We start from the raw sequence: 26,161 nt of genomic DNA, 5'->3' as shown, positions 1-26,161 counted from the left end.
GGATATTATTTTCCTATAAAACTAGCTTTTCGCTTTTCCATAAAAGCACTGGTCCCTTCATGCTTATCTTCCGTACCGTATAAAAATGATTGAATAAGACTTTCAATTAGGACGCCAGTATCCATGTCGACATCATGCCCTGTGTGAATGGAAAGTTTAGCAAGTTGTACAGCTAAAGGACCCTTATCTATTATTTTTTTTGCTTTTTCATATGCTAAGTCTAATAGTTCATCTGACTTTACAATTTGAGAGACAAGTCCTACTTGTTTTGCTTCGTCGGCACTGATATATGTCCCTGTTAATACCATATCTAGAGCAAGTCCTTTACCTGCAATTCGCGATAAACGTTGCGTGCCACCAGCTCCAGGGATTACACCTAAATTCAATTCGGGTAATCCCATTTTGCTGTTTTCAGTTGCTATTCGAATATCACAGGATAATGCTAATTCCAGACCACCGCCTAATGCAAATCCATTAATTGCTGCTATTGTTGCTTTATTGAATGCCTCTATCCGACTACATAACTTTGTCAAATTACGTTGTGTAAATACATCGATTGATTTCCGATGTTGTAACTGTTTAGTTTCAGCACCTGCTGCGAATGCTTTTTTACCAGCACCTGTAAAAATAATTACTCGGATATCATCATCATTCTCAATATAGTCCAGCGCATCCCAAATCTCTTGAACTGTTTGTTCATCTAATGCATTCATGGCATTTGGACGGTTTAAAACAATTTTTGAACATCTATTATCTTTGGAGAATTGTATATTTTTATATGCCATGCGTTACACCTTTCTTCTCAAATTCTTTAGATAATTGAGCTGCAATGATATTCTTTTGAATTTCTGAGGTTCCTTCATAGATTTTTGTTATGCGCGCATCTCGATAAAATCTTTCTATTGGATACTCTGAGATATACCCAATACCACCATGAATCTGAACGGCTTTATCTGCAACTCGGTTATATACCTCTGATCCTAGTAATTTAACCATAGCCGCATCTTTAATTACATTAACGTTCGCATCTACCATAGAGGCGATACGATATACCATTGATCGTAATGATTCTACATCGACCGCCATTTCTGCCAAATAATGTTGAATAATTTGTTGTTCAAAAATAGGTTGATTAAATTGAACTCTTTGTTTCGCATATTCAATTGACATTTCAAGTAATTTATCGGCTGATCCCAAATTACGTGCTGCCATCCCAGCACGGCCATTAGCTAAAATTTTTAACGCATTCACATATCCCGAACCTTCTTCACCAAGAATATTCTCTTTAGGTACTTCACAATTTTCAAAGAAGACTTCGGATGAATGTGACCCTTTTAGTCCCATTTTTCTTTCTTGTTTCCCTATAATCAATCCAGGAGTATCCCGTTCAACAATAAATGATGTAATTCCTTTTGCTCCTTTTTTAGAGTCAGTTACTGCCATAACTGTAAAAATATCAGCAATAGGGGCATTGGTTATATAATGTTTACTACCATTTAAAATATATTTATTATCTTCTTTTACAGCTGTTGTTTTTAAATTGGCTGCATGAGATCCTGCACTTGGTTCTGTTAATGCAAACGCCCCTATTTTTTCACCAGTTGCCATTGGCGGTAAATACTTTTGCTTTTGTGATTCTGTTCCTAATTCTACGATACCAACTCCTCCAATGCCGGTATGACCGCCAATAACTGTTGTAAATCCATTATGAGTCCTACCGACCTCTTCTAGTACAGCACATTTTGCTAGCATGCTTAATCCTAGTCCGCCATATTGTTCTGGAACACTTAATGCAAATAATCCCATTTCTTTTGATTTATTCATGATTCGCTCTGGAATATCATTTGTCTCCTCTATTTCCATTGCAAATGGTTCAACTTCATTATCAATAAAATCACGGATCCCTTGTTTTAATTCTAAAATTTCATCTGATAATAATAGACTCATTCTAACTCCCTCTCTCATTTGAATAGTTATAAAATCCGTGTCCAGATTTCTTACCTAATCTTCCTGCTGTTACATATTTTATAAGTATTGGTGAAGGTCGATATTTCTCACCTAAGATACGATGTAAATATTGCATATTACGTAATCTTGTATCCAAACCAACTAAGTCAGCCATTTCTAAAGGTCCCATCGGATGATTCAATCCTAACTTAATAGCTTTATCTATTCCCTCTGCTGTTGAAACGCCTTCCATAAGCATATTCATCGCTTCGTTTCCAATGACACAATTCATTCTACTTGTTACAAAACCAGGAAATTCATTTACTTCGACTGTATCCTTGTTCAATTGCTTAGCAACAGAATTAATTACATTTACCGTTTCATCAGACGTTTCTATTCCTCTAATAACTTCAACTAATTTCATTTGATGTACAGGATTAAAAAAATGCATCGCAATAAATCTTTCTGGGTGCTTTGTAGATGCACCAATTTCTGTTGGACTAATTGTGGATGTGTTTGTTGCTAATATGACATTATCTGGAGCATATTTGTTTATTTCATTAAAGACCTTTATCTTTTCATCTACTTTTTCAATTACAGCTTCAATTACAAGATCTGTTTTATTCACTGCTTCTTTTAGATCCGTTGTATAAATAATGTGTTCCTGCACACTTGTATATTGGGAATGATTAATGTACCTTTTGTTTTCACTTTTCTCTGCTAAACGATGGATATCATCATGAGCTTGCTTAAGTGCTTTCTCCGAAATATCATGAATAATAACATCAAATCCGGATATAGCAGCTTGATAAGCAATCCCTTTCCCCATCGTACCGCTACCAATGACAGTAATCTGTTTAATCATTTGCTCACCTCTTAAGTTATCTTCTAGCTTTGAATTAGACCATTGTTAATCCACCATTAACGGATAAAGTCTGCCCAGTTACATAGTTCGCATCTTCAGAAGCAAAATATCCTACAGCATTTGCTATATCTGTTGGTTTAGCTAGGCGCCTAAATGGTATCGCTTTCTCTAAAGCTTTGGTAATTCCTTGATTATACGAACCAATCTCTGCAAATAGTGGCGTATCACTTGGACCAGGTGCAATACAATTAACATTAATCTTATGTCTGGCCATCTCTCTAGCTAGCGTTTTCGTTAATGCCACGACTCCTCCCTTTGCTGCTGAATAAACAGCTTCACCACTGGAACCTACTCTTGCAGAATCTGAAGCAATATTAATGACCTTTCCATTTTTATTTTCAACCATTACAGGTAAAATTTCTTTACATGTATGAATTTGTCCCATTAAATTTATATCTACTATCCTTTTCCAAGTAGATGGATTACTCTCTAAGAATGGTTCTACTTTATCCCAGCCAGCATTATTGACTAATACATCAATAGAATCATAATGTGTTAGTGTTTCCGATACTGCTTCTTTAACACTTTCTAATGTTGTAACATCACAATAAACTGCTACTCCTTCGGCCCCGTGTTGTTTCAAGATAGAGACCGTTTCCTCTGCATTTGCTCTATCTATATCTGCAACGATTATATTCATATCTCTCTCTCCAAGAATAATAGCTATTTCTCTACCTATTCCGCTTCCAGCACCTGTAACAAAAGCTACTTTTTTCTTCATTTCTATCCCTCCATACTTTTTTCAACATCATAATGTTTGATTAAGCTGATTTATGATTTGCTCTCGTAGTCTAAATTTTTGTATTTTCCCACTTGGTGTTCTAGGAAAATCATCGACTACTTCGATATGTTCTGGCCAATATTGCTTTGTTACTTTCTTTTCTTTCAAAAATTGACGAACATCTTGTAAAGTAAGCGGCTTCTTTCCATGTTTCATACAAATAAATGCACATGCTTTTTCTTGAAGACGCTTATCAGGCATAGCCACAATTTGTGCTCCATCAATATCAGGATGTTCATATAACACATTCTCAATATAGGCAACTGGAATATTTTCACCACCACGGATAATAATATCTTTTTCTCTTCCCGTAATTCGAATATACCCTTCTTGATCCATCATGGCTCGGTCACCAGTGATAAACCATCCTCGATAATGTTCCTCTTTAGTAATTTCCATTTGTTTGAAATAACCAACGAATTGTGCTGGCCCTTTACTAATAAGTAATCCCTCTTGATTTTCAGGGAGTGGGTTAAATTGATCATCGACTATTTTCACTTCCATTCCAGGGAAAGCGAAACCATCCGTTTCTACTAGTCTTTCATCACTATCATTCAGTGAAGTTAACGTAACTAATCCATTTTCAGATTGTCCCCAACCAGCTATAATACGGAATTTCACTTTGTCTTTTGCTGTTCTGACGATTGCCCGAGGAACCGGTGCACCTAAGGCAACGAAAATACGGAATGTATCTAATTCCAAATCTTCAATACCTTCGATTTGCAATATATCTTGTAAAAATGGTGTTGCTGCTGCTGTAAATGTTATTTTTTCTTTAGGGATTAAGTCTAGTAACTCATGAGGATTCCAAATATCTTGGTAAATCCCTGTTCCCCCTAAATGAATCGGTAACCGAACACCATAACCAAAACCGGTTTGATGCGCAAATGTAGAAGCCATAAACATAACATCTTTTGATTCAAGTTGTAGTCGATCAATCCAATAATTTGTGGATACACACAGCGTATTATGGGTATGCATTACTCCTTTGGGATTTCCAGTTGTACCAGAAGTGAAGATAATTTCTGTAACATCATTTGGATCAATACTTATTTCATTTAACTGCTCCATGTTATTTTCGTTTTCCCACGGGTAATCAAATAGAACACAAAGTGATTCCATATTATCGAACTTAGCTTCTCCTAGTACAAATACAACTTCCATATTCGGCCATCCATCTCTTAGTCGCGAGATCATTTCAGGGTAATCAAATTGTCGGAATGATTCTGGTACGACAATCATTTTTGCTTCAGTCATCTTTACCATATAGTCAATTTCCCTATCACGGTAAATTGGGATAAGCGGATTTGTAATTACTCCTATTCGTGTTGCTGCTAAATGTAAGATAATGAATTCATTCCAATTCGGTAGTTGAATGGAAATAACATCACCTTTCTTCATTCCGTACTGAAGTAAACCTAACGCCACTCGATCTACTAATCTACCAACTTCTTTATACGTATATCTACTTTTCTTATCCACAATTGCTGTTTTATTAGGATGTTGTTGTATAGCATGTTGAAGATAATCTAAAATCGTTTTATTCGGCCAGTAATCTTGATATGCTTCAATATATTCATTAGTTAACAAAGTTTCAAATTCCATCATACCCCTCCTTAATTACGAAACTTATTGAAGTCTGCTGACCGTTTTTCTAAAAATGCATGTTTCCCTTCGTTTGATTCATCCGTATTATAGAATAGTGATAAGCTACCCATAGCTAGCTGTGTAATACCATGAATATTTGCAGAATCTGCATTGAACGAATACTTCAACATTTTTAGTGCTGTTGGACTTTTTTGCAGTATCTTCCTTGCCCATTCTTCTGCCTCTTCTTGTAATTGATTCGCTGGAACAATCTTATTGACTAATCCCATTTCTTTTGCTTCTTCTGCAGTGTATTTTTCACATAAATACCATATTTCTCTTGCCTTTTTCTCTCCTACAATTCTTGCTAGATAAGCTGAACCATATCCAGCATCATAACTCCCCACCTTTGGACCTGCCTGACCGAACTTCGATGTATCAGCTGCAATCGTTAAATCACAAATCACGTGAAGAACATGGCCACCTCCTATTGCATATCCATTTACAGCAGCAATAACAGGCTTAGGAATATTTCTGATAATCTGTTGCAGGTTCTCAACCTCTAGACCAATTCCATTTCCTAATCCTCCAGAATAATCATATCCACCTTCATCCCCTTTTTGCTTTTGATCGCCACCTACACAAAAAGCTTTATCTCCAGATCCTGTTAGAATCACCACACCCACTCTATTATCGTCCCACGCATCTCGAAACGCCCAAATCATTTCTTGGATTGTTTCAGCTCTAAAAGCATTTAACTGTTCTGGACGATTTATAATTACTTTGGCAATTCCATTTTCTTTGTGATATAAAATATCCGTTAATTCCATCTTCATTCTCCCTTTCTAATCTTTTACGAAGTTACTGGCTTCTCATACGATTTAAATTCTTTGCCAATAATGTCGTTTGCAATTACCATCTGATTTGCTTGTGCAGTCCCATCTCCTATTTCCAATCCGATAACATCACGTAACCGTTGTTCTAATGGCATTTCCTTTGTATAAGCATAATGTCCATTTAACAGAAGACATTCATGGATAGCTTCTTGGCTGCATTTAGGTCCCATCCATTTTACCGATGCGGATTCCTTTGAATGCTTTAGTCCTTGATCACGCAACCAAAGTCCTCGATATGCTTGCCATTTGATCATTTCTAACTGTGTATAATGCGTAACTATTGGAAAAGACACACCTTGATATTTTGCTAGTGGCTTACCAAATGATTTTCGAACTTTCACATGTTCGATTGTCTCATCTAAGCTTTGTAATCCTGCACCAACACATTGCAATCCAATTAGTAAACGACTTAAATCAAATCCATTCATCACCTGCATGAATCCTTTATTTTCTTCACCTATAAGGTATTTTTCTGGTAACACTACTTCATTTAAATATATTGAACCTCTGCCAATTGGTATATTTCCCATATCTTCATAACCTTTACATTCCACACCATCCAAATGTTTCGGGCAGAGAAACGTACTAATACCACGACTACCTAAATGTGTATCTGTTTTTGCAAACACTATGAAAGCGTCACCAATTGTTGCCACACTAATTCCTGACTTTTCTCCATTCAATACGTATACACCATCTTGATAGACAGCAGTTGTTTTAATTCCAGCTGCGTCTGTACCAGCATCCGGTTCTGTTAGTGCAATCCCAACAATTTTACTACCACTAGCAATTTCCGGTAACCACTCTTTCTTTATTTCCTCACTAGCATGCTTTGTAATGATTTCACCGATTAAGGCATTAAGCATAACTGCATATGTCAGGTTAAAATCACCTCTGCCAATTTCCTCTGCAGCAATTCCTGCTGTGACACAGTCCGCTTCGCTCCCACCGTATTGTACAGGTAGTCTTAATCCTGTCACCCCTATTTCCCCAAGCTTCTTCCATAAAGATCTTGGCAATTCTCCTTCACGATCCCATCTTGTATAATGCGGAAGCAATTCATCTTTCGCAAAATTTTTTAACATGTCACGAAAATACATTTGCTCTTCTGTAAATGAAAAGTTTAACATTTCCTTCCTCACACCCCTTTCAAAAGTTACCATGCAAATATCATGCCAATAATAAAAGATTGATGGCTTGCAGATTGGAAGGTACTAATTCGCAAATATGCGAAAATCTTAGTGTTTATGCGAATAACGAATGCAAAAAAATAACCCGCTCAAAAAGCAGATTATTTTAATCCATATTTATTTATTTTCCGATACAAACTTGCTAAATGAATGTCTAGGATATGAGCTGCTTTTGATCGATCTCCTTCTGCTTCTTTTAACGCTACCCTAATGGCCTTTATCTCCGCTTCTTCTACTGCTTGCGTTAAACTTTTGGAAGCAGTTAATGTTGATAGAGAGGTTTTTGGAATACTATCCGTTTGTTGGGAAGGTAATTTAATATCCTCAAATTTAAGCATAGAACCTTCTACAATATTCATGCCTCTTTCAATATATGCCTTTAGTTCTCTTACATTCCCCGGCCAATCGTACTCCACTAGCCAACTAGATAGCTCGTCTTCAATAGATCTTACTTCTCTTCCTAATATATCATTATAGTTTTGTACAAATTTTTCGGTAATTAATAATATGTCTTCTTTTCTTTCTCTCAAAGCGGGGATACGTAAATCAAATATATATAAACGATAAAATAAATCCTGTCTAAATTTCCCTGCTTCTACTAACTTTTTAAGATCTCGATTTGTAGCTGCAATAATACGAATATCTACTTTCTTTTGCGTAGTACTACCTAAACGATCTACTTCTCTTTCTTGCAGCACACGTAATAGTTTCCCTTGAGCTTGAAACGATAATTCAGATACTTCATCTAAAAATAAAGTACCATGTTGAGCTAATTCAATCTTACCTGGTTTACCATCTCTCTTTGCTCCACTAAATGCACCTGCTTCATATCCGAATAATTCTGATTCAAATAGTTCATCTGGTATAGCAACACAATTCACTGCTATAAATGGATGATTCTTTCTTACACTAAGTCGATGAATCGCTTGGGCAAATAGTTCTTTTCCGGTTCCACTCTCACCACTTAATAAGATAGTAGAATTATTTACAGCTATTTTACTAGCTAACTCTTTAATATGGTTAATACTTTTTCCTTCTCCAATAATATCATTGAACGTATACATACTATTATTTTGCCGTTTATGATTATTTGGATTAATGGAGTGTAAAAAAGATTGCCACTCCCTAAAATTTATATTTCCCTCAGAAATAATTAAATAATAAGTAACCTCAACACTAGTGTTGATCTGCTTAATTAAACTAGGGGTACCATAGACTAAACTAAAAATAGAATGCTTGGATTCTAATTTAGTAAAATCTCGGATCACTGTATGTATGGATTGTCCTATTAAATTACCATCATGAATATGAAATTGCTTATAAAACCCTGGACTAACAGATATTATATCTTTATTCTTATCCACTTTTAAAACGGCATCTTGATAGAAATTACTTATATCGTTTCTTCGATTATCCATTCATTATCACCAACTATCATTATCAATTAATAATAGTAAAACGACCTGACCCCTAATTACCTCATTACCTTGATCATCAAAACAGGTTACTTTTTGAGTTAACCAGTTTCTTTCTTCATTCACATCAATGATTGTGAGTTCAACTGTAATTTTTTGACCAACATGGACAGGCGAATAAAACACTAAGTCCTTTTGTAACAACACACAAGGGCTCCCAGGTAGTTTTGAACTTATCGCTTCGGTAATTAACCCTTCTGTTAAAAGAGCCGGAATAACAGGTTTTTTATAATATGCTTTCCACTCTTTTTCCCTTTCGTCATAGATTGGACTTACATCTCTCGTTAACGCTTTACTTTTTTCTACATCATCATTTGTAAATGTACGAGATAATCTTGTTGTTTTACCTTGATAAAATTGTTGAAGAAGATTCATTCTATACACACGTCCTAATACGATAATTTTCTTAATATACTAATTATATAGTTATTAGGGATTTATTAAAAGGATGAATAAGTAATGAGCTTGGAATCATCGATTTAAAAATCCCAAGCTCTATATTAAATTTATTCCATGTTTCTTTCCGATTGACTCTTAGGTTAAAATTAGATTAGCTATTACTAGGCACTAATTGCTATCTTCCTCCTGATTGAGTAGATTCGCAGCATTTAGATAACCAGCTCCTTGAACATTAGGAGATTGTCCTAAATCTTCACAGGCGGCCATTAATTTTTCTTTTACTTGATCGGGAGTTAAGCTAGAATCACTTTGTAATAACTGAGCTACCACCCCTGCGCATATTGGGGTTGCCATGGAAGTACCAGATAACGAGATATAATTTCCATCTATACGAGCTGATTTATTTGTTTTATCAATGAAAGAACCTGGTGCTCGCAAGGATACAATATCAACGCCAGGAGTTAATAAATCCGGTTTTGTTAAACCATCAATGGTAGGCCCCCTACTTGAAAAATCAGCTACTGAATCGTCAGAACGATCAGCTGTATTATTATCGTCTGCAGCACCAACAGTAATAACTTTTGGACTTATTCCAGGACTTCCAACTGTCTTTTCTCCAGGACCAGAGTTACCAGCAGCTACACAAACAACCATCCCACTATCCCATGCCATTTCAACTGCTTCTACTACAGGATCGTCTGCAGCAGGTTCCGTTGCATCTGACCCTAGCGATAAAGAAAGTATATTAATATTATATTCAGACTGATTTTGAATACACCAATCAATACCTTCTATAACCGTAGATAATGACCCTGAACCCATCTTATTTAATACTTTTACACCAACTAAATTTGCTTCTGGTGCAGGCCCCTGGTACTGTCCATCAGATAATGCACCATTACCTGCAGCATCTCCGGCACAGTGTGTACCATGCCCATTATCATCATAAGGATCTGATTGACCTTTTACAAAATCTGCAAATCCAATGATGCGTCCTTCTAAATCTTCATGTGGGTGTATTCCAGTATCGATAACAGCAATAGTAGAACCCTCACCAGTCAATCCATTCTCCTTTAAAACATCTGCATTTACGGAAGAAGAAGCAGTATCTAATAACGAAAAAACTTTTCTATCATAATAGATTTTTTCAATATGGTTACAGTTTTCAATTAAATGCTCAATCTTTTCGGCAGAAAACCTCGCTGAACAACAGGAAATGGAATGAAATTCACGAAGCGATTTACATTTGGTATTTTTCACTTCATGTAATCCATTAGCAAAATTTTCGGACTTAAACTTTATAACGACTGGTAATTTTTTTGTTTTTTTCCTAACTCGTTCTATCGGACTTTGTAAGAAACAAGGAATATAACGAAACGGTTTATAAAAATTCACCATTTCTTGTCTAATGCCTTTGTCCATCTTCTTACCATTACGACGAACCAAATTAATCATTGAAAAATTTAACATATGATTTCTCCCTCTCGTTGATTTACGATAATGTACGCAAATCTTGTAAAGAGAGAGTAGTGAAATAGTATAAAAAATAGAAAAAGAGGTAGATATCTATCGTACAAATGCTTATTTTATTGGAAATATAACATAAAAAATTCGCTTATAAAGCAATATAACAGCTGGCTAATAATGAAAAAAATATGAATATCACATTTGATCGAGATTATATATTGTTAAATGTTGAGTATTAAAAACTTAGTTATATCCATACAATTGACTTAAGTTGATGTTGCTTTAAAATTAGGATAAATAAAATAAACAGGGTGGTTATAAAAATGTTAATTTGGTTAACTATTGGTTTTATTTTAATTGGATTTTGTGTACTTATTTCAATGAAGAAGGCTATGGAAAATAAATTAGCCTTTATAAAATCAAATGCTGAAAATCAAAATGTAACAAAAGAAACCAATTCTATTGTCCGGTGGATAGTAGGAGTGTTCAGTTGGGGGTTAGTGAGTATTTTTCTAATCATATTAACGTTTCAAGACCTTTTTGGGTAATCACAGAATTTAATCTAGTCATACACTATTAACTGAGATCTTTATAGAAAAAGAAGATAGACATAATTTAATTTACCCAATAAATTGGCCCTAAATAATATACTAGATCCTGAGAGCGGGGTCTATTCACTACTTTCTTAGATTCCAAAGCAGTTTTTATTTTTAGAGCAATCAAGCAAGATTAACATTACAGAAAATAGAAACACAAAAATTACCGATACATTTGTAACGGAAATTTGTATTTGCATGAACCGTTTGAAACTCACATCAAGAACTCAAATTCATTATTTATACCAGATTGTATTAAATTGTAGTAAATTAGAAGAAGGCAATTAGCTTACTATGTTGAATATTGTTGTATGTATTAAATAATTGATCAGAATGCAAAACGAGTATTTGATTCATATAAAATAATAGGGGAATGAAAGGTTATATGAAACTTAGTTCAGTAAACGGATTCAATGCTTTTTGGATTGCCTCAACCAGTACTTATTTTGGTACATATGTTACTACATTTGTGTTACAAGTTTTAATTGTTGTGCATCTAGACGGTTCTGCTATAGATGTTGGTTGGATAAATGCCTCTAGGTGGCTACCATATGTTTTTTTAGGATTAATAGTTGGTGTATTAATTGATAAAACCAATCGACAATTGGTTATTGCAACTACAGATATATGTCGTGGTATCCTATTAATACTTATTTTCTTACTGTACAGCTTTGATACGCTCAATATGATACATATTTCTTCAATAATGATTTTATTTGGAATTCTTTCCATTTTTAATGATTCAGCATATCAATCATTTCTACCTCAACTAGTTCCTCGACAATTATTAACAAAGGCGAATGCTCGTTTAGAGCAAAGTGGAGCAGTAGCCGAAACTAGTGGGCCAGCGTTAGCGGGTTGGATAACGTCTTTAATTACTGCACCATTTACTCTTATAATTAATTCTGCATCATACTTTTTTTCAGGTATTATGATAACTTTCATTAAACATCCGCTTAACACAACCAGCTCTGTTTCAACCTTAACCTTCAATCAATTATTAAAGGAAGGTATAAGTTGGGTTTACGGACACAAACACCTACGAATACTAGCCTTAAATACACATGTTTGGTTTCTTTTTCACAGCATGACAACGACTGTCTTCATTACTTATGTACTGCTAGAGCTGGGATTAAGCTCTTTTATCCTTGGCGTTACATTAGCCTCTGCAGGAATTGGAGCTGTAGTTGGGGCAACTATTGCTCCTAATATTGGTATTAAATTAGGTGTAGGAAAAGCAATATCTCTTGCTCGTATACTCTATTTCCCTGCAGTTATTCTAATTGTTTTAGCGCAACATGTTCAAGTAAATATAGTCACGGGTACAATTATATTACTTATGATTGGACAATTTATATATGGTATAGCTATGGGTATAGAAGGTCCAAACGAGATGGGTTACAGACAATCTATAACACCATTACAATTACAGGGACGAATGAATACAACCATGCGGTCTATTAACCGCAGTATGATTATTATAGGTGCTCCTTTAGGTGGGTTCATTGCTGATGAATTTGGTTCAAGTAATGCTTTAGGGATATCTGCTACTGGATTAGCAATTTGTGCAATTTGGCTTTTTCTCTCACCTATTCGAAATGTTAAAATTGATGAAACCATGTAGAAATGACAAAACCGTGATTCCTAAAAAATGGTTCTAAGTCAAATGTTTGGGGTGAGACAAAAGTATTTAATAAAAAGAGAAATCAGAATGAAGGGGTATTGAAAACCCGCTTCAGAAATATACTGCGCTTATTTTACCTATCATCCGTCTTTTGACCAAAATTTTCGTTATGCATCCTTTTTTTGTAATTAAACAACTTCCTTTTTATATTGATGGTGTAACAGTATCCTTGCTCGAAAGCGATCGAAACTTTACATCTACATAACTTTCCACCTACATATTACCGTATATTTTAGGAGGTGCCTTTCTCATAGGGAAAAAGAAACATGTGTCTATTCTGAAGAAGTAAAACTTAAAGTCCTTTGCAAACAAAGCGAACTGCCAATATTATCACCTCATGCCCTAAGATACTCCCACGCTGTACACTTACTTGAATCTGATGCAACAATAAAATATGTATTAAAAAGATTAGGACATGCAAGTATAAAAACAAACTGCCGATACTTATCTACACATCACTGAAAAGATGAGACAGAAAAATATCAGCAGTATTTTAATTAATAATATTTGTGGGTGAAATAAGTTACAAACACCTCATAACACCGTTCATATCAGTTTTAACCAATAGAGCCTTCCATTTCGAATTTGATTAGACGGTTCATTTCAACCGCATATTCCATTGGAAGTTCTTTTGTAAATGGCTCGATGAAGCCCATTACGATCATTTCTGTTGCTTCTTCTTCTGATAAGCCACGGCTCATTAGATAGAAGAGTTGCTCTTCGGATACTTTTGATACTTTTGCTTCGTGTTCTAACGAAATATTGTCATTTAAGATTTCGTTATAAGGAATAGTGTCTGAAGTAGACTCATTATCCATGATAAGCGTATCACACTCTATATTTGCACGAGCTCCGTCCGCTTTACGTCCAAAGTGTACTAAACCACGATAAGATACTTTACCGCCTTGTTTAGAGATTGATTTGGACACAATTGTAGATGACGTATTAGGTGCTAAGTGATGCATTTTTGCACCAGCATCTTGTAATTGTCCTTTACCAGCAAGTGCGATAGAAAGTGTATTTCCACGTGCACCTTCACCTCTAAGCAAGATTGCTGGATATTTCATTGTTAATTTAGAACCAATGTTACCATCAATCCATTCCATTGTTGCATTCGCATCACAAACCGCACGCTTCGTTACTAGGTTATACACATTGTTTGCCCAGTTTTGAATTGTTGTGTAACGGCAATATGCATCTTTTTTAACAATAATCTCAACTACAGCACTGTGTAGAGAGTTTGTTGTATACACTGGAGCTGTACAACCTTCTACATAGTGTACTGAAGCTCCTTCATCAACAATAATTAACGTACGCTCAAACTGTCCCATATTTTCAGAGTTAATACGGAAATATGCTTGAAGTGGAGTTGTTGCTTCGACTCCTTTTGGCACGTAGATGAAAGATCCACCAGACCATACTGCAGAATTCAATGCAGAGAACTTATTATCAGAGTACGGAATTACTTTACCAAAATACTCTTTAAATAATTCTTCATTCTCTTTTAATGCCGTATCAGTATCTTTAAAGATGATGCCTAGCTCCTGAAGGTCTTCTTTCAAGCTGTGGTATACAACTTCCGATTCATACTGAGCAGATACACCAGCAAGATACTTCTGTTCTGCTTCTGGAATACCTAATTTATCAAATGTTTGCTTGATTTCATCTGGTACTTCATCCCAAGTTCTACCTTGTTTTTCGGATGGTTTTACATAGTAGACGATTTCGTCAAAATCTAATCCAGTAAGGTCTCCACCCCATTGTGGCATTGGACGGTTGTAGAAATGCTCAAGTGATTTCAAGCGATATTCTAACATCCACTCTGGTTCTTCCTTCATTTTCGAAATTTCTTCTACTACTCGTGGCGTTAATCCTTTTTCCGTACGAAAAATTGATACGTCTTTATCATGAAATCCATATTTATACTCATCGATTTCTGGCATATTTTTAGCCATATAGATAACCTCCTCCTAGCAGAAAAAACATCTCTGCTTTATTGATCATGTACACCTTTTTCCATTGCCTTCCATGCCAAGGTCGCACACTTTATTCTTGCAGGGAATTTAGAAACACCTTGTAATGCTTCAATATCTCCCATTTCTTCTGTATCTACATCATTTCCCAACATCATATCAGAAAATGTATGTGACATTTCTAATGCTTCTTCTATCTTTTTCCCTTTAATCGCTTGTGTCATCATCGAAGCAGATGACATGCTAATCGAACAGCCTTCTCCCTCATACTTTGCATCTTGAACAATTCCATCTTCAACATGTAACTGAAGCTGAATGCGATCGCCGCAAGTCGGGTTATTCATATCAACTGTAACAAAATCTCCCTCAAGAGTACCACGATTTCTAGGGTTCTTATAATGATCCATTATTACTTGTCTGTAAAGTGTATCGAGGTTATTCAAAGACATTCCCAAAATACTCCTTTGTTTTTAACAGTCCTTCTACCAATCGATCAACATCTTCTTTCGAATTATAAAGGTAGAAACTTGCTCTAGCTGTTGCTGAAACATTCAACCACTTCATTAATGGTTGAGCACAGTGATGACCAGCACGTACTGCAATTCCTTCTGCATCTAACACAGTAGCAGTATCATGAGGATGTACATCATCTAAATTAAAAGTTACTAGCCCAGCTCTTTGTTCAGGTCCATAAATGGAAATCCCATCAATTGTACGCATTTGCTGTAACGCGTATGCAGCCAAATCATTTTCATGATCGACAATTTCTTGATGTCCTATATCTTCTAAGAAATCAATAGCAGCACCGAGTCCGATAGCTCCAGCAATTATAGGTGTTCCACCTTCGAATTTCCACGGAAGTTCTTTCCACGTAGAGTCATAAAGATTAACAAAGTCAATCATTTCTCCACCGAATTCAATAGGTTCCATGTTTTCTAACAAATGCTGTTTTCCGTATAATACTCCGATACCAGTAGGACCACACATTTTATGACCAGAAAACGCATAAAAATCACAGTCTAAATCTTCTACATCCACTTTCATATGAGGTGCACCTTGTGCACCATCGACTACCATAATTGCATCATGTTGATGTGCAATTGCTGCAATTTCTTTAATAGGATTAATTGTACCAAGTACATTGGAAACATGAGCTATGGCAACAATTTTTGTTTGATCTGTAATTGTCTTCTTGGCATCTTCAATCGTGATAGTACCATCTTCTTGTAGTGGTAAGTACACCAGTGATGCACCTGTTGCTTTTGCAACTTGCTGCCAAGGAATTAAATTACTATGGTGCTCCATTTGGGTGATAACTATTTCATCGCCTGGTCCGACATTCATTCTAGCATAGCTTGATGCTACGATATTAATGGAAGTAGTAGTCCCTCTTGTAAAAATGATTTCTTTTGTACTGTTCGCATTGATAAAGGAACGAACCTTTTCTCTCGAACCCTCGTATTGGTCTGTTGCTCTAGTACCAAGTGTATGAACTCCACGATGTACATTGGAATTATGTTCCTTATAGTAAGCCTCGACAGCCTCAATAACCGAAAGTGGTTTTTGAGATGTTGCAGAAGAATCCAAATATACAAGTGGATGTCCATTTACTTCTTGGTTTAAGATAGGAAATTGTTGTTTAATGGCATTTACATCCATTAATAAACTTTCCTTTCAATTACTTGCGTTAATTGTTTACGAACAGATTCAATTGGGATCTGTGATACTACTGGTGCTAAGAAACCATGAATTACAAGGCGTTCTGCTTCTTCTTGCTTAAGACCACGACTCATCAAATAATACATTTGGATTGGATCCACACGGCCAACAGAAGCTGCATGGCCTGCAGTTACATCGTCTTCATCAATAAGAAGAATCGGATTTGCATCTCCACGTGCTTTTTCACTTAACATAAGCACTCTAGATTCTTGTTCTGAATTTGACTTCGTACCACCATGCTCAATTTTACCGATTGCATTAAAGATAGTAGAAGCTGCACCTTTCATTACACCGCGCTGTAGGATATATGCATCTGTTTGTTTACCAAATTGGCGGATACTTGATGTGAAGTTCTGTGTTTGTTTTCCACGCCCTACAGAAACTGCTTTTGCTTCAGAAGTTGCATTATCTCCTAATAGATACGTAATGTTTTCAGAAACGGTGTTACCATCATTCATTTGACCTAATGCCCAATTTATTTGAGCGTCACGATGTCCAACTCCACGACGGTTCACGTAAGTTGTTGTACCTGCAGCAAAATTATCTACAGCACCATAAGCTACTTGTGCGTTGTCATGTGCAAATACTTCAGTAACAATATTTGCTACAGAAGCTTGCTCGTCATTATGAGATAAATAGTTCTCTACATAAGTAACAGAACTACCTTCTTCAGCTACTACTAAAACATGGTTGAATAACGCATTATCTGCGTCTTCTTGCCAGAAAATAGCTTGTAACGGTTCTTCAATTTGTACATTTTTAGGTACATACACGAAAATACCGCCGTTCATTAATGCAGCATGTAGTGCAGTCAGTTTGTTTTGATCAACTGCTACTGCGTCTTTCATGTAATATTTTTCAACTAGTTCACTATGCTCATTCATTGCAGTAAAGATATCTGTGAAGATAACGCCTTTAGAAGCTAAGTCACTTTGTAACGTACTATAAGCAACGGATTGATTGCGTTGAATAAGCAAGTTATTAGGTTTGTTCTCGTCATCGAAATAAACTTTTAGTTCTTCCGGTAATTCTGATAAGGAAGAAATTGATTTACCTTCTTTATACTCATGTTTAAAATCAGTGAAATTCCAATTCGTAATTTTCGTTTTATCTGGCTTCGGCATATCTAATGAATCAACCATACCTAAAGCACTTGAGCGCAATTTCGTCATCCATTGTGGCTCATTACGATCTTTTGAAAATTGGTTCGTATAATCTTGATTGAATGGAAGTTTTGTTTCTACAGTCATGCTATCCCTCCTTACATTACGCGTTTTGTTCAATAGTTTCGTCTTCGATACCTAATTCTTCTTTAATCCACTCATAACCTTCTGCCTCAAGACGTTTTGCAAGTTCTGGTCCACCAGACTTCACAACTCGACCTTGCATCATTACATGAACAAAGTCAGGTGTAATGTAGTTAAGTAGACGTTGATAGTGAGTGATGATTAGGCATCCAAATTCGTCAGAACGCATTTTGTTAATTCCTTTAGAAACTACTTTCAATGCGTCAATATCTAATCCAGAGTCGATTTCATCTAGAATTGCAATTTCTGGTTTTAATTGCATTAATTGCAGGATTTCATTACGTTTTTTCTCTCCACCAGAGAAACCTTCATTTAAGTAACGTGTAGCCATACTTTGATCAATATCAAGATAATCTAAATCTTTGTCTAATTCTTTAATAAATTTCATTAGTGGGATTTCGTCGCCCTCTTCACGTTTTGCATTAATAGCTGAACGTAAGAAGTCAGAAGTTGTAACACCACTAATTTCACTTGGATACTGCATCGCCAAGAACATTCCAGCACGAGCTCGCTCGTCAACTTCCATCTCTAATACGTCTTCACCGTCAAGAGTGATACTTCCTTCTGTTACTTCATATTTAGGATGCCCCATGATTGCTGATGCTAATGTTGATTTACCAGTACCATTTGGTCCCATGATTGCGTGAAACTCTCCACCCTTTATAGTAAGGTTTACCCCTTTTAAAATCTCTTTATCCTCAATGCTTACATGAAGATTTTTGATTTCTAAAACTGATCCTGACATAAAACATACCTCCAAGTACTTTATTTTCATCAAATGAATTTATATCCATTCTCAATTTATTCTCATTACAATCTTAAAGCATTTCAAATTAATTATCAACTCTTTTAAGCTATACCTATCTTGTCGTTAACGGTTATTTCTAACACGTTTGATAGCTATTCATAAGTATTAAATAGGTGAAAATTTTACTGAATCATTAAGAAGGACATCTAAGTTTATTTTAACATATTATCAAATTTATCTGTAATAATTATAAAAGACTGATGTCGTATTGACATCAGCCTTTAAAATTTATTTTGGTATTTGTGAATTCATTTCAGATGCCACTGATTTGGCATCATGGTATTCTTTATCTCTCAGTTTTTCAACATGAATTTGTTTTTCTAAACTTCTTCCATATTCCTCATAATTCATTCCTCTTGATTGTCCCAGTCCTTTTTCCATTTCCGAAGTATAGTTTAAATCCATTCCACTGGTAATAATAAATCATCCTTTCTTATTCGTTAACATTAAAAATGCTAACACAAGGACTATTCCCGTACAAAATGGATTTAAACCTTGATTTCTCATTAAAACTTCATTTCTCTAGAATAAGTCACTTTAACTGAGTTTTCTATACAATTCTTACATTTTACTCTCTATTACTTACTTCATTAGTTAGTTGGTGTTGGCACCACTGCTCCATCATAATTTTCAATGATAAAGTTTTGAATTTCTTCTGATTGTAACACTTCAACTAATGCTTTTAATGCCTCATTATCCTTATCTTCAGAACGAACTGCAATCACATTTACATAGTCCGATTCTTCATCTTCAACAAATAAAGCATCTTCTGTTGGATTTAATCCAGTATCAATAGCATAGTTCGTATTAATAACAACTAACGCATCTTCTTCACTATGGTAGTATTCAGGTAAGAACCCTGGTTCTGTTTCAGCTGAAAATTGAAGATTTTTCGGGTTTTCCGCGATATCATCAATCGTAGCTGCAGAATTTTCTACACTTTCATCTAATTTAATTAAACCTTCTTTTTCAAATAAAGAAAGAATACGACCATGTTCAGCAACCGAATTACTTAAAATAACTTCTGTACCTTCTGTGATTTCTTCAACACTAGATATATTTTGAGAATATACACCCATTGGTTCCACATGAATGCCACCAATAGATTCAATCTCATAGCCGGTATCAGCAATGGTTTGTTCTAGAAAAGGAATATGCTGAAAATAGTTTGCATCAATACGTTCATCAGCTAAATCATCATTAGGTAAAATATAATCTTGGTACTCTTCAATATTTAATGTAATACCTTGCTCTTCTAATAATGGCTTTGCTTCTTCTAAAACTTCCGCATGTGGAACACTAGATGCACCAACCGTAATTTCTGTTGTTTCATCAGACGATTCATCACCTGATGAACCTTCATCACTTGTTCCACAAGCTGCTAATAACCCCACAATTGCAATAGTTAACAATAATAATAATCTCTTCATCTCTGTATTCTCTCCTTTTAACATTTTATTAATTTCATCAAGTAGTGAAGTTATTTGAGAATTCTACTTTAACGTTTATCAAGTTTTCTAGTAATAGCATCCCCGATAAATTGGAAAATAAATACGATAAGAACGATAATAATCGTACACCATAATACAACATCAAAGTCACGACGTTGGAACCCAAAATAATAAGCATAGTTTCCAAGGCCACCTGCTCCAATTGCTCCAGCCATCGCTGTATATCCTATCAAAGCAATTGTTGTAACCGTTATTCCAGACACAAGTGCCGGTTTTGATTCAGGTAATAACACTTTGAAAATTATTGTTCTTGTCTTCGCTCCCATTGCTTTTGCAGCTTCCACTACACCTTTATCTACTTCATTAAGGGCAATTTCTACTAATCGTGCATAGAATGGAGCAGATCCAATAATTAGCGCTGGTAAAGCAGCATTAGGACCACGAATCGTCCCCATCAGAAAATCGGTAAACGGAAATAGTAATAGAATTAATATAATAAATGGTATAGCTCTGAAGATGTTTACAAAGGCGGCAACAATATTATTCACTACTCGATTTTCCCATATATTTCCTTTTGAAGTAAGGAATAATAGTAACCCAAGTAAAATCCCAAAAATAGCGGTTCCTACCATTGAAATAAGTGTCATGTAAAAGGTCTCGTAGGTTGCTTCAATTAAATCTTCTATTTTTATTCCTTCAAATAAACTATTTAGCATGTTGAATTACCTCCAATTCAACAGACTCTTGACTTTCAATAAAACTTCTAGTTCGCTCAATTTCACTGTCATTTCCTGTTACTTGAACTACCAGTGCTCCATAGCTGCCTGCTTGTGTCTGTGTAATATTTCCTTGGATAATATTTAAATCTACAGAAAATTGTTTAGCTATCTGACTAATTAAGGTTTGATTTGTAGTCTCTCCTAAGAAGTGAATTCGATATAAAACTCCATCAGGATAATTTTCAACGATTGTTGACATATCACTATCCTCATTAGAACTCATAACTTGTTCAACAAACTTTCTCGTCACTGATTGCTTCGGATTTGTAAATACATCAAGGACTTGTCCTTCTTCTACAACTTTTCCTTCCTCCATAACAGCTACACGATTACAAATTTTACGAATAACATGCATTTCATGCGTAATTAAAATTATCGTTAAGTTTAATTTTTCATTAATATCTTGTAATAATGATAAAATCTGATTAGTCGTTTCCGGATCAAGAGCAGAAGTGGCTTCATCACATAATAATACTTTCGGAGAATTCGCTAACGCTCTTGCAATACCAACACGCTGTTTTTGTCCGCCACTTAATTGTGAAGGATAAGATTTCTCTCTTCCTTCAAGTCCAACTAAACCAATTAATTCGTTTACCCTACGTTTTCTTTCTTGCTTATCAACACCTGCAATTTCTAAAGGAAATCCAATATTATCTTCTACTGTGCGTGACCACAATAAATTAAAATGTTGAAAAATCATTCCTATATCTTGTCGTGCAACACGAAGGTCTGTTTTATTTAATTCCGTGATTACTTGATCCCCAATGGTCACTTTTCCAGATGTAGGTTCCTCTAGTCGGTTAATTAAACGTACAAACGTACTTTTACCAGCTCCACTATAACCGATTACGCCATAAATATCGCCATCTTCAATATTGAGGGTCAATGAGTCTACAGCTTTGATGTCTTTTTGATTTAGTGAAAATACTTTGCTTAACCCTTCTATAGATATCAATGTTTATTCCTCCTCTTACTCTCCAACAACCATTTCGTTTAGTTTCCCCACATTTCGTCAAAATAAAAACGCCTTTCTGTTAAGAGAACAGAAAGACGTACGTATTTATCGTATATCGTCTGACGTTCTCTCATCTTTCATTTTCTGCAGGAATTGGCACCTTTCATTAATTATGAAGGTTGCCGCGGTTTCACAGGGCCAGTCCCTCCACCGCTCTAGATAAGAGATATCATATTGTTAATGGTTATTTTTAATTAATTCAGTGTACCTATCTTAGCATGCGCTTATAGGACTGTCAATCAATATATTACGTCGCATTTGAAAATAATTCTGGTTGGTATTTTATCAAATAATCATATATATTTGCAGTTGAATAAAACGTATATATTTTTTCGACAACTTCTCCATTTTCCACAAATAATAAGCATGGTACACTTTCGATTTGGCTATCCTGCATATACTCAGGATGAATAGAAGCATTCATTTCGTGAAAAATGTCTTGTTGATGAAGCCGTTCAATATTCTCTAACATCGCCCTAGCAACAGAACAAGTTCCACAGAATGGTGTGTAAATATAAACCACACCTCGTTCAATATGTTGGTTCCATTCCTTCATAAATTAATCACCTTACATTCCTTTATAACAAAAAAGATGGATGTACAGAAAACCGCGCACCAATTAAAGCATTAGCTAAAATTTTCATTGGTGTAGCCGCAACTTCACGATACTCACTGCTAACATAAATATGCTCTGCATGAGGTAATTCCCTTGCCAATTGTTTTCTTAGTTTCATCCCTGAAGGGTCCTCATCCACTAATATATAAACATCCTTTTCATCTAAATCATATGTTTCTAATAGTTCGTCAAGTTTTTCAACACCTAAAGTTCCATTTGTACAAACGATTTTAACATTGTCATCAATGATTTTTTCAATTTGTCGCTTATCCGACAAACCTTCTACAATAATTACTTTATTAGATTCATTTGTCATCATCGCATAGCACTCCTTATGCAAGCAAGAAACATGCTTATTTATCAGGAAAGAAATTTAAATAATTCGATTACATCTTCTTAAAAACGTAAAGTAAATGGAAGGTGAATTCCTAGGCATTATTCCCCTGAAGAATTCATTCAAAAATAAGTAGTAATTACAACCTTATGAATAAAGATTTCGTTTTATTATCATTATATGATAAAACAAAGGCTGACTATACACAAATAACGTGTAAATGTCAGCCTAAAAATTAGTCTTGAATAAATGCCTCATATTTTTCTGCAGTTAATAATTCTTCAAGTTCCTTTTCATCAGATGGTTCGATCACAATCATCCACGCTTTTTCGTATGGAGATTCATTAACATACTCCGGGCTATCTTCCAACTCATCGTTGATCTCAACTACTTTTCCGCTCACTGGAGCATAAAGCTCAGATACTGTCTTTACAGACTCTACACTTCCGAAAGGATCATCGGCTTTAAACTCTTCTCCAATTTCAGGAAGTTCAACAAACACAATGTCTCCCAATTCATCTTGAGCAAAATCTGTAATTCCAATACGTAGTTTTCCATCTTCTTGTTTTACCCATTCGTGCTCTTTAGAATACAATAGATCTTGTGGCAAACTCATAAACAATCCCTCCAAATTATCATTCCAATTTAACTATACAATCTATACTATCATTTTTCTAGTTAAAATTACTTCCAAACCTTTTCAAATACTTCTTCTTTAAAGCCAATTGTTATGTTATCCCCATCTGTCACAATCGGGCGTTTAATTAACATACCATCTGAACTTAATAAATCTGCTATCTCTTTTTCAGATAGCTGATTGACTTTATCTTTTATATTAAGTTCACGATATTTTTTTCCACTTGTATTGAAAAATTTTTTTGCAGGAAGCTCACTGATATTTATCCACTTTTGAATCTGATCAGAAGATGGGGTCTCATTTACAATATGTACTGCTTCGTAATCTATTTGATTGTCATCAAACCATTTTTTTGCTTTTTTACATGTGCCACAATTAGGATACCAATAAAATTTAATAGCCATCATATTCCTCCTACATGTTTTCTTATCGTGGACATTTTACCACATTTAGTTGTGCAATACATCTTGTAGGAAAAGTAAAAAAATAAAACACCCCATAATCGAAACCACGTCTCTTAATTAGGAGTGAAGTATCATCGCTTATTATTTATTCATATTTTGTATGTTTGCAATTGTTCCACCATCAACTCGAAGATCTGTTCCGGTTATATAAGATGCTGCATCACTAATTAAGAAATTAACTGCAGTTGCAATCTCCATCGGCTCTCCTTCTCGTTGTAGAGGTGTATGCTCAAGCATTACTTTCATTTGTTCCTGTTTGGAAGATTCTTGTCTGCCCATGGGAGTATTGATTGTTCCCGGTGAAACAGATACAATCCGTGCTCCTTTTTGCCCCCACTTCCACGCTTGATCTTCTACCATTACTAAGACACCTAACTTAGACAAACTATATGCCGTTCCTGAATTCCCTTGTGCAATTTGCTCCATTGCTTCAACTGTATTCGGTGCAAGTGGATTTTTTAGTATATCCATGTACGGCCCTTGTTTCGGCGCCATATGTCCACTCATAGATGAAATACATACTGCTACTGTGTCAGTCTCTGCTATTTCGATGAATGCATCTAAGATATTAGCAGTTCCTAGTAAATTTACTTCTGTAATTTTTTTAGAATCTGCCATTGTTGGGGATAATCCTGCAGTATTAATGATCGATTTTAAAGAACCTAGTGATTTCGTTTTCTCAACTAATTCTTGTATATTCTCTTTATTAGTAATATCGACAGTTTGATAATATACATCATTAATTCCCTTTGTTGATAATTCTTCTTTCGTCTGAATAAGACGTTCTTCATTTACATCTGCTAGGAGTATCGTTCCTTCCTTCCCAACTAATTCAGCAATGGATTTTCCCATGCCTCCTGTTCCTCCTGTGATAACATATACATTAGACATCGTTTGACCTCCTAAAATTATTTACTATATAATCATTTTAAACCTAGCTGTAATGGCTTACAAACTACATTTTAGTCTAAAATGTCCATTGAACTTCTAAATAGGAAGTGATTTAATGAATAATTCTTCAACTCGTTCCATTATAATAAACGCTTTTTTAGATTTATTAAATGATACTCGCTTTGTAAAACTAACTGTGAAACAAATTGTAGATAAAACAGGCATTAGTCGTTCGACGTTTTATCTGCATTTCTATGATAAGTATGACCTTTTGGAACAAGTAACAGAAGATATAACCACGAAATTCCTTTCGCATTATCAATCTAATTCGCAAAACCAAGTAAAGAAAATTGAGTTTGATTTAATTCTCAATTCAACTTTGAATATTTGCTTACATATTTTGGAGTTTAAAAGTTTTTATGAGGAACAGTTTAATAACCCAAAATTTATTCATTTATTATCTGAGTCATTATATAATCGTTTACTAAACATTTATTCGTATGAAGGGTATGCAATTTTTGCAAGCTATGGGACAGTAGGCTATTTATCAAAATGGGTATACGAAGGTTGTCATCGAAGTCCAAAACAAGTTGCTATTGAATTAGCTAATATTGGTACGACGAATTGGGCTCGTCATACTGCACAAAGCTTTTAATTCCTTCAAATAATTTATATTTTATTAAAAAACACAACAAATAGCCTAGAATGAATTTTGTTCATATATGTTACACTATTACTATAATAGACCGGCTTCACATGAGGGTGATAGGCACACACATTTCCTTTAAAGGTATTTCCTTTGAAGGGGGGTGGTGCCTATGGATATGGAAGGCGTATTAACGCTTATGATTTCTTTTGGAACACTGATTGCGTTTATTATGTCCGAAATCAACCAAAAAAAATAACCCCTCATGTGCTTTAGCCCGGCGCTGAGGGATTATTGCCTTCGGTGTGCCTTCCCCACTTTTGGGGTTGGTCTATTGGAAGTCGTCTCATGTTGAGTACATGAGACGTCTTTTTAATTTTCTAGGACATTATAAAATTTTGCAGCTAAAGATAAACTTACTACTAATTAGCCACGTCCATCACCTTTTGTCCTTCCGTAGACCTCCTACGATAAAGAAGACTGCCGAATATTCTTTGTGAGGCTATGTCGCACTTAAGCCCTTGCAGTGAAAGTCAACATCGATTCGCATACGCTTATCGTGTTTCCTTTATCT

General features: G+C 35.1%; 28 protein-coding genes and 1 riboswitch. Of the genes, 4 read left to right on the top strand and 24 right to left on the bottom strand.

From position 1 onward, the window contains the following. Nucleotides 1-5: 5 nt before the first annotated feature. The 10 genes from ABC346_RS10445 to ABC346_RS10400 all read right to left on the bottom strand — a co-directional run bounded on the left by ABC346_RS10445 (nt 6) and on the right by ABC346_RS10400 (nt 10,670). Nucleotides 6-785 (bottom strand): enoyl-CoA hydratase/isomerase family protein, encoded by a 780-nt coding sequence (locus ABC346_RS10445; RefSeq protein WP_413234780.1) that lies wholly within the window; start codon nt 783-785, stop codon nt 6-8. Beyond that, nucleotides 775-1,947 carry an acyl-CoA dehydrogenase family protein gene (locus ABC346_RS10440; protein ID WP_413234779.1) on the bottom strand — a complete coding sequence of 391 codons (1,173 nt, stop codon included), beginning with the start codon at nt 1,945-1,947 and terminating at the stop codon, nt 775-777. Before ABC346_RS10440 ends, ABC346_RS10445 begins: the two co-directional genes overlap by 11 nt. 1 nt (nt 1,948) lies before the next feature. Continuing rightward, nucleotides 1,949-2,809: a 3-hydroxyacyl-CoA dehydrogenase NAD-binding domain-containing protein gene (locus ABC346_RS10435; protein ID WP_413236543.1), complete on the bottom strand. Its 861-nt coding sequence runs from the start codon at nt 2,807-2,809 to the stop codon at nt 1,949-1,951. A 37-nt stretch (nt 2,810-2,846) separates the two neighbouring features. Beyond that, entirely contained in the window at nt 2,847-3,593 is a 747-nt protein-coding gene (locus ABC346_RS10430; protein WP_413234778.1) for an SDR family NAD(P)-dependent oxidoreductase, read from the bottom strand. Between the two features lie 27 nt (nt 3,594-3,620). Beyond that, complete coding sequence (locus ABC346_RS10425; protein ID WP_413234777.1) at nt 3,621-5,258, bottom strand: AMP-binding protein; 1,638 nt, start codon at nt 5,256-5,258, stop codon at nt 3,621-3,623. 11 nt (nt 5,259-5,269) lie between these two features. Beyond that, nucleotides 5,270-6,070, bottom strand: a complete 801-nt coding sequence (menB, locus tag ABC346_RS10420; RefSeq protein ID WP_413234776.1) for a 1,4-dihydroxy-2-naphthoyl-CoA synthase — start codon at nt 6,068-6,070, stop codon at nt 5,270-5,272. A gap of 23 nt (nt 6,071-6,093) precedes the next feature. Continuing rightward, nucleotides 6,094-7,266 carry an acyl-CoA dehydrogenase family protein gene (locus ABC346_RS10415; RefSeq protein ID WP_413234775.1) on the bottom strand — a complete coding sequence of 391 codons (1,173 nt, stop codon included), beginning with the start codon at nt 7,264-7,266 and terminating at the stop codon, nt 6,094-6,096. Between the two features lie 161 nt (nt 7,267-7,427). After that, complete coding sequence (locus tag ABC346_RS10410) at nt 7,428-8,744, bottom strand: sigma-54 interaction domain-containing protein (RefSeq protein WP_413234774.1); 1,317 nt, start codon at nt 8,742-8,744, stop codon at nt 7,428-7,430. A gap of 6 nt (nt 8,745-8,750) precedes the next feature. Further along, nucleotides 8,751-9,176 (bottom strand): hotdog family protein, encoded by a 426-nt coding sequence (locus tag ABC346_RS10405; RefSeq protein ID WP_413234773.1) that lies wholly within the window; start codon nt 9,174-9,176, stop codon nt 8,751-8,753. A gap of 192 nt (nt 9,177-9,368) precedes the next feature. Then, nucleotides 9,369-10,670 (bottom strand): S8 family peptidase, encoded by a 1,302-nt coding sequence (locus ABC346_RS10400; protein WP_413234772.1) that lies wholly within the window; start codon nt 10,668-10,670, stop codon nt 9,369-9,371. 320 nt (nt 10,671-10,990) lie between these two features. Here ABC346_RS10400 and ABC346_RS10395 point away from each other — a divergent pair, with 320 nt between their 5' ends. The 3 genes from ABC346_RS10395 to ABC346_RS10385 all read left to right on the top strand — a co-directional run bounded on the left by ABC346_RS10395 (nt 10,991) and on the right by ABC346_RS10385 (nt 13,409). Further along, nucleotides 10,991-11,215, top strand: a complete 225-nt coding sequence (locus tag ABC346_RS10395; RefSeq protein ID WP_413234771.1) for a hypothetical protein — start codon at nt 10,991-10,993, stop codon at nt 11,213-11,215. Between the two features lie 433 nt (nt 11,216-11,648). Continuing rightward, nucleotides 11,649-12,887 (top strand): MFS transporter, encoded by a 1,239-nt coding sequence (locus ABC346_RS10390; protein ID WP_413234770.1) that lies wholly within the window; start codon nt 11,649-11,651, stop codon nt 12,885-12,887. Nucleotides 12,888-13,112: 225 nt separating this feature from the next. Further along, nucleotides 13,113-13,409: a tyrosine-type recombinase/integrase gene (locus ABC346_RS10385; RefSeq protein ID WP_413236542.1), complete on the top strand. Its 297-nt coding sequence runs from the start codon at nt 13,113-13,115 to the stop codon at nt 13,407-13,409. A 95-nt stretch (nt 13,410-13,504) separates the two neighbouring features. Here ABC346_RS10385 and sufB read toward each other — a convergent pair whose 3' ends face one another. The 14 genes from sufB to ABC346_RS10315 form a co-directional block, all read right to left on the bottom strand. Beyond that, nucleotides 13,505-14,902 carry a Fe-S cluster assembly protein SufB gene (gene sufB, locus ABC346_RS10380; protein ID WP_413234769.1) on the bottom strand — a complete coding sequence of 466 codons (1,398 nt, stop codon included), beginning with the start codon at nt 14,900-14,902 and terminating at the stop codon, nt 13,505-13,507. A 38-nt stretch (nt 14,903-14,940) separates the two neighbouring features. Further along, on the bottom strand, nt 14,941-15,369 hold the full coding sequence (gene sufU / locus ABC346_RS10375; protein ID WP_413234768.1) for a Fe-S cluster assembly sulfur transfer protein SufU: 429 nt from the start codon (nt 15,367-15,369) through the stop codon (nt 14,941-14,943). Further along, nucleotides 15,356-16,579, bottom strand: a complete 1,224-nt coding sequence (locus tag ABC346_RS10370) for a cysteine desulfurase (RefSeq protein WP_413234767.1) — start codon at nt 16,577-16,579, stop codon at nt 15,356-15,358. The genes sufU and ABC346_RS10370 overlap by 14 nt, the downstream gene beginning before the upstream one ends. Further along, nucleotides 16,579-17,889, bottom strand: coding sequence for a Fe-S cluster assembly protein SufD (gene sufD / locus ABC346_RS10365; RefSeq protein WP_413234766.1), 1,311 nt, complete (start codon nt 17,887-17,889; stop codon nt 16,579-16,581). Before sufD ends, ABC346_RS10370 begins: the two co-directional genes overlap by 1 nt. 16 nt (nt 17,890-17,905) lie before the next feature. After that, nucleotides 17,906-18,691: a Fe-S cluster assembly ATPase SufC gene (gene sufC / locus ABC346_RS10360; RefSeq protein WP_413234765.1), complete on the bottom strand. Its 786-nt coding sequence runs from the start codon at nt 18,689-18,691 to the stop codon at nt 17,906-17,908. Nucleotides 18,692-18,982: 291 nt separating this feature from the next. After that, entirely contained in the window at nt 18,983-19,159 is a 177-nt protein-coding gene (locus ABC346_RS10355; RefSeq protein ID WP_413234764.1) for a YuzK family famiily protein, read from the bottom strand. A gap of 185 nt (nt 19,160-19,344) precedes the next feature. After that, nucleotides 19,345-20,184 carry a MetQ/NlpA family ABC transporter substrate-binding protein gene (locus ABC346_RS10350; RefSeq protein WP_413234763.1) on the bottom strand — a complete coding sequence of 280 codons (840 nt, stop codon included), beginning with the start codon at nt 20,182-20,184 and terminating at the stop codon, nt 19,345-19,347. A gap of 68 nt (nt 20,185-20,252) precedes the next feature. Beyond that, complete coding sequence (locus ABC346_RS10345; protein ID WP_413234762.1) at nt 20,253-20,921, bottom strand: methionine ABC transporter permease; 669 nt, start codon at nt 20,919-20,921, stop codon at nt 20,253-20,255. Beyond that, nucleotides 20,911-21,939 (bottom strand): methionine ABC transporter ATP-binding protein, encoded by a 1,029-nt coding sequence (locus tag ABC346_RS10340; protein ID WP_413234761.1) that lies wholly within the window; start codon nt 21,937-21,939, stop codon nt 20,911-20,913. The genes ABC346_RS10345 and ABC346_RS10340 overlap by 11 nt, the downstream gene beginning before the upstream one ends. Before the next feature lie 127 nt (nt 21,940-22,066). After that, nucleotides 22,067-22,165: riboswitch (SAM riboswitch) on the bottom strand. Between the two features lie 81 nt (nt 22,166-22,246). Beyond that, complete coding sequence (locus tag ABC346_RS10335; protein ID WP_413234760.1) at nt 22,247-22,555, bottom strand: thioredoxin family protein; 309 nt, start codon at nt 22,553-22,555, stop codon at nt 22,247-22,249. 22 nt (nt 22,556-22,577) lie between these two features. Then, complete coding sequence (locus ABC346_RS10330; RefSeq protein WP_413234759.1) at nt 22,578-22,934, bottom strand: toprim domain-containing protein; 357 nt, start codon at nt 22,932-22,934, stop codon at nt 22,578-22,580. 250 nt (nt 22,935-23,184) lie between these two features. Then, on the bottom strand, nt 23,185-23,565 hold the full coding sequence (gene gcvH / locus ABC346_RS10325; protein WP_413234758.1) for a glycine cleavage system protein GcvH: 381 nt from the start codon (nt 23,563-23,565) through the stop codon (nt 23,185-23,187). A gap of 68 nt (nt 23,566-23,633) precedes the next feature. Next, complete coding sequence (locus ABC346_RS10320; RefSeq protein WP_413234757.1) at nt 23,634-23,990, bottom strand: arsenate reductase family protein; 357 nt, start codon at nt 23,988-23,990, stop codon at nt 23,634-23,636. A 141-nt stretch (nt 23,991-24,131) separates the two neighbouring features. Next, nucleotides 24,132-24,941, bottom strand: coding sequence for an SDR family oxidoreductase (locus tag ABC346_RS10315; RefSeq protein ID WP_413234756.1), 810 nt, complete (start codon nt 24,939-24,941; stop codon nt 24,132-24,134). A gap of 115 nt (nt 24,942-25,056) precedes the next feature. Here ABC346_RS10315 and ABC346_RS10310 point away from each other — a divergent pair, with 115 nt between their 5' ends. After that, the gene (locus tag ABC346_RS10310; RefSeq protein WP_413234755.1) at nt 25,057-25,596 is read left to right on the top strand and encodes a TetR family transcriptional regulator; all 540 of its coding nucleotides are present in this window, start codon (nt 25,057-25,059) and stop codon (nt 25,594-25,596) included. Nucleotides 25,597-26,161 lie beyond the last annotated feature (565 nt).

It is taken from the genome of Oceanobacillus phoenicis (assembly GCF_047238145.1).
Classification (GTDB): domain Bacteria; phylum Bacillota; class Bacilli; order Bacillales; family Amphibacillaceae; genus Oceanobacillus.
Note: the sequence above shows the minus strand (reverse complement) of the source record. Positions and strands in the feature narration are given on the sequence as shown.

What these genes read in the sequence shown, in the direction of transcription:
- ABC346_RS10445 (WP_413234780.1), bottom strand. Translation starts at nt 785, where the DNA reads ATGGCATATAAAAATATACAATTCTCCAAAGATAATAGATGTTCAAAA.
- ABC346_RS10440 (WP_413234779.1), bottom strand. Translation starts at nt 1,947, where the DNA reads ATGAGTCTATTATTATCAGATGAAATTTTAGAATTAAAACAAGGGATC.
- ABC346_RS10430 (WP_413234778.1), bottom strand. Translation starts at nt 3,593, where the DNA reads ATGAAGAAAAAAGTAGCTTTTGTTACAGGTGCTGGAAGCGGAATAGGT.
- ABC346_RS10425 (WP_413234777.1), bottom strand. Translation starts at nt 5,258, where the DNA reads ATGGAATTTGAAACTTTGTTAACTAATGAATATATTGAAGCATATCAA.
- menB (WP_413234776.1), bottom strand. Translation starts at nt 6,070, where the DNA reads ATGGAATTAACGGATATTTTATATCACAAAGAAAATGGAATTGCCAAA.
- ABC346_RS10415 (WP_413234775.1), bottom strand. Translation starts at nt 7,266, where the DNA reads ATGTTAAACTTTTCATTTACAGAAGAGCAAATGTATTTTCGTGACATG.
- ABC346_RS10410 (WP_413234774.1), bottom strand. Translation starts at nt 8,744, where the DNA reads ATGGATAATCGAAGAAACGATATAAGTAATTTCTATCAAGATGCCGTT.
- ABC346_RS10405 (WP_413234773.1), bottom strand. Translation starts at nt 9,176, where the DNA reads ATGAATCTTCTTCAACAATTTTATCAAGGTAAAACAACAAGATTATCT.
- ABC346_RS10400 (WP_413234772.1), bottom strand. Translation starts at nt 10,670, where the DNA reads ATGTTAAATTTTTCAATGATTAATTTGGTTCGTCGTAATGGTAAGAAG.
- ABC346_RS10395 (WP_413234771.1), top strand. Translation starts at nt 10,991, where the DNA reads ATGTTAATTTGGTTAACTATTGGTTTTATTTTAATTGGATTTTGTGTA.
- ABC346_RS10390 (WP_413234770.1), top strand. Translation starts at nt 11,649, where the DNA reads ATGAAACTTAGTTCAGTAAACGGATTCAATGCTTTTTGGATTGCCTCA.
- sufB (WP_413234769.1), bottom strand. Translation starts at nt 14,902, where the DNA reads ATGGCTAAAAATATGCCAGAAATCGATGAGTATAAATATGGATTTCAT.
- sufU (WP_413234768.1), bottom strand. Translation starts at nt 15,369, where the DNA reads ATGTCTTTGAATAACCTCGATACACTTTACAGACAAGTAATAATGGAT.
- ABC346_RS10370 (WP_413234767.1), bottom strand. Translation starts at nt 16,579, where the DNA reads ATGGATGTAAATGCCATTAAACAACAATTTCCTATCTTAAACCAAGAA.
- sufD (WP_413234766.1), bottom strand. Translation starts at nt 17,889, where the DNA reads ATGACTGTAGAAACAAAACTTCCATTCAATCAAGATTATACGAACCAA.
- sufC (WP_413234765.1), bottom strand. Translation starts at nt 18,691, where the DNA reads ATGTCAGGATCAGTTTTAGAAATCAAAAATCTTCATGTAAGCATTGAG.
- ABC346_RS10355 (WP_413234764.1), bottom strand. Translation starts at nt 19,159, where the DNA reads ATGGATTTAAACTATACTTCGGAAATGGAAAAAGGACTGGGACAATCA.
- ABC346_RS10350 (WP_413234763.1), bottom strand. Translation starts at nt 20,184, where the DNA reads ATGAAGAGATTATTATTATTGTTAACTATTGCAATTGTGGGGTTATTA.
- ABC346_RS10345 (WP_413234762.1), bottom strand. Translation starts at nt 20,921, where the DNA reads ATGCTAAATAGTTTATTTGAAGGAATAAAAATAGAAGATTTAATTGAA.
- ABC346_RS10335 (WP_413234760.1), bottom strand. Translation starts at nt 22,555, where the DNA reads ATGAAGGAATGGAACCAACATATTGAACGAGGTGTGGTTTATATTTAC.
- ABC346_RS10330 (WP_413234759.1), bottom strand. Translation starts at nt 22,934, where the DNA reads ATGATGACAAATGAATCTAATAAAGTAATTATTGTAGAAGGTTTGTCG.
- gcvH (WP_413234758.1), bottom strand. Translation starts at nt 23,565, where the DNA reads ATGAGTTTGCCACAAGATCTATTGTATTCTAAAGAGCACGAATGGGTA.
- ABC346_RS10320 (WP_413234757.1), bottom strand. Translation starts at nt 23,990, where the DNA reads ATGGCTATTAAATTTTATTGGTATCCTAATTGTGGCACATGTAAAAAA.
- ABC346_RS10315 (WP_413234756.1), bottom strand. Translation starts at nt 24,941, where the DNA reads ATGTCTAATGTATATGTTATCACAGGAGGAACAGGAGGCATGGGAAAA.
- ABC346_RS10310 (WP_413234755.1), top strand. Translation starts at nt 25,057, where the DNA reads ATGAATAATTCTTCAACTCGTTCCATTATAATAAACGCTTTTTTAGAT.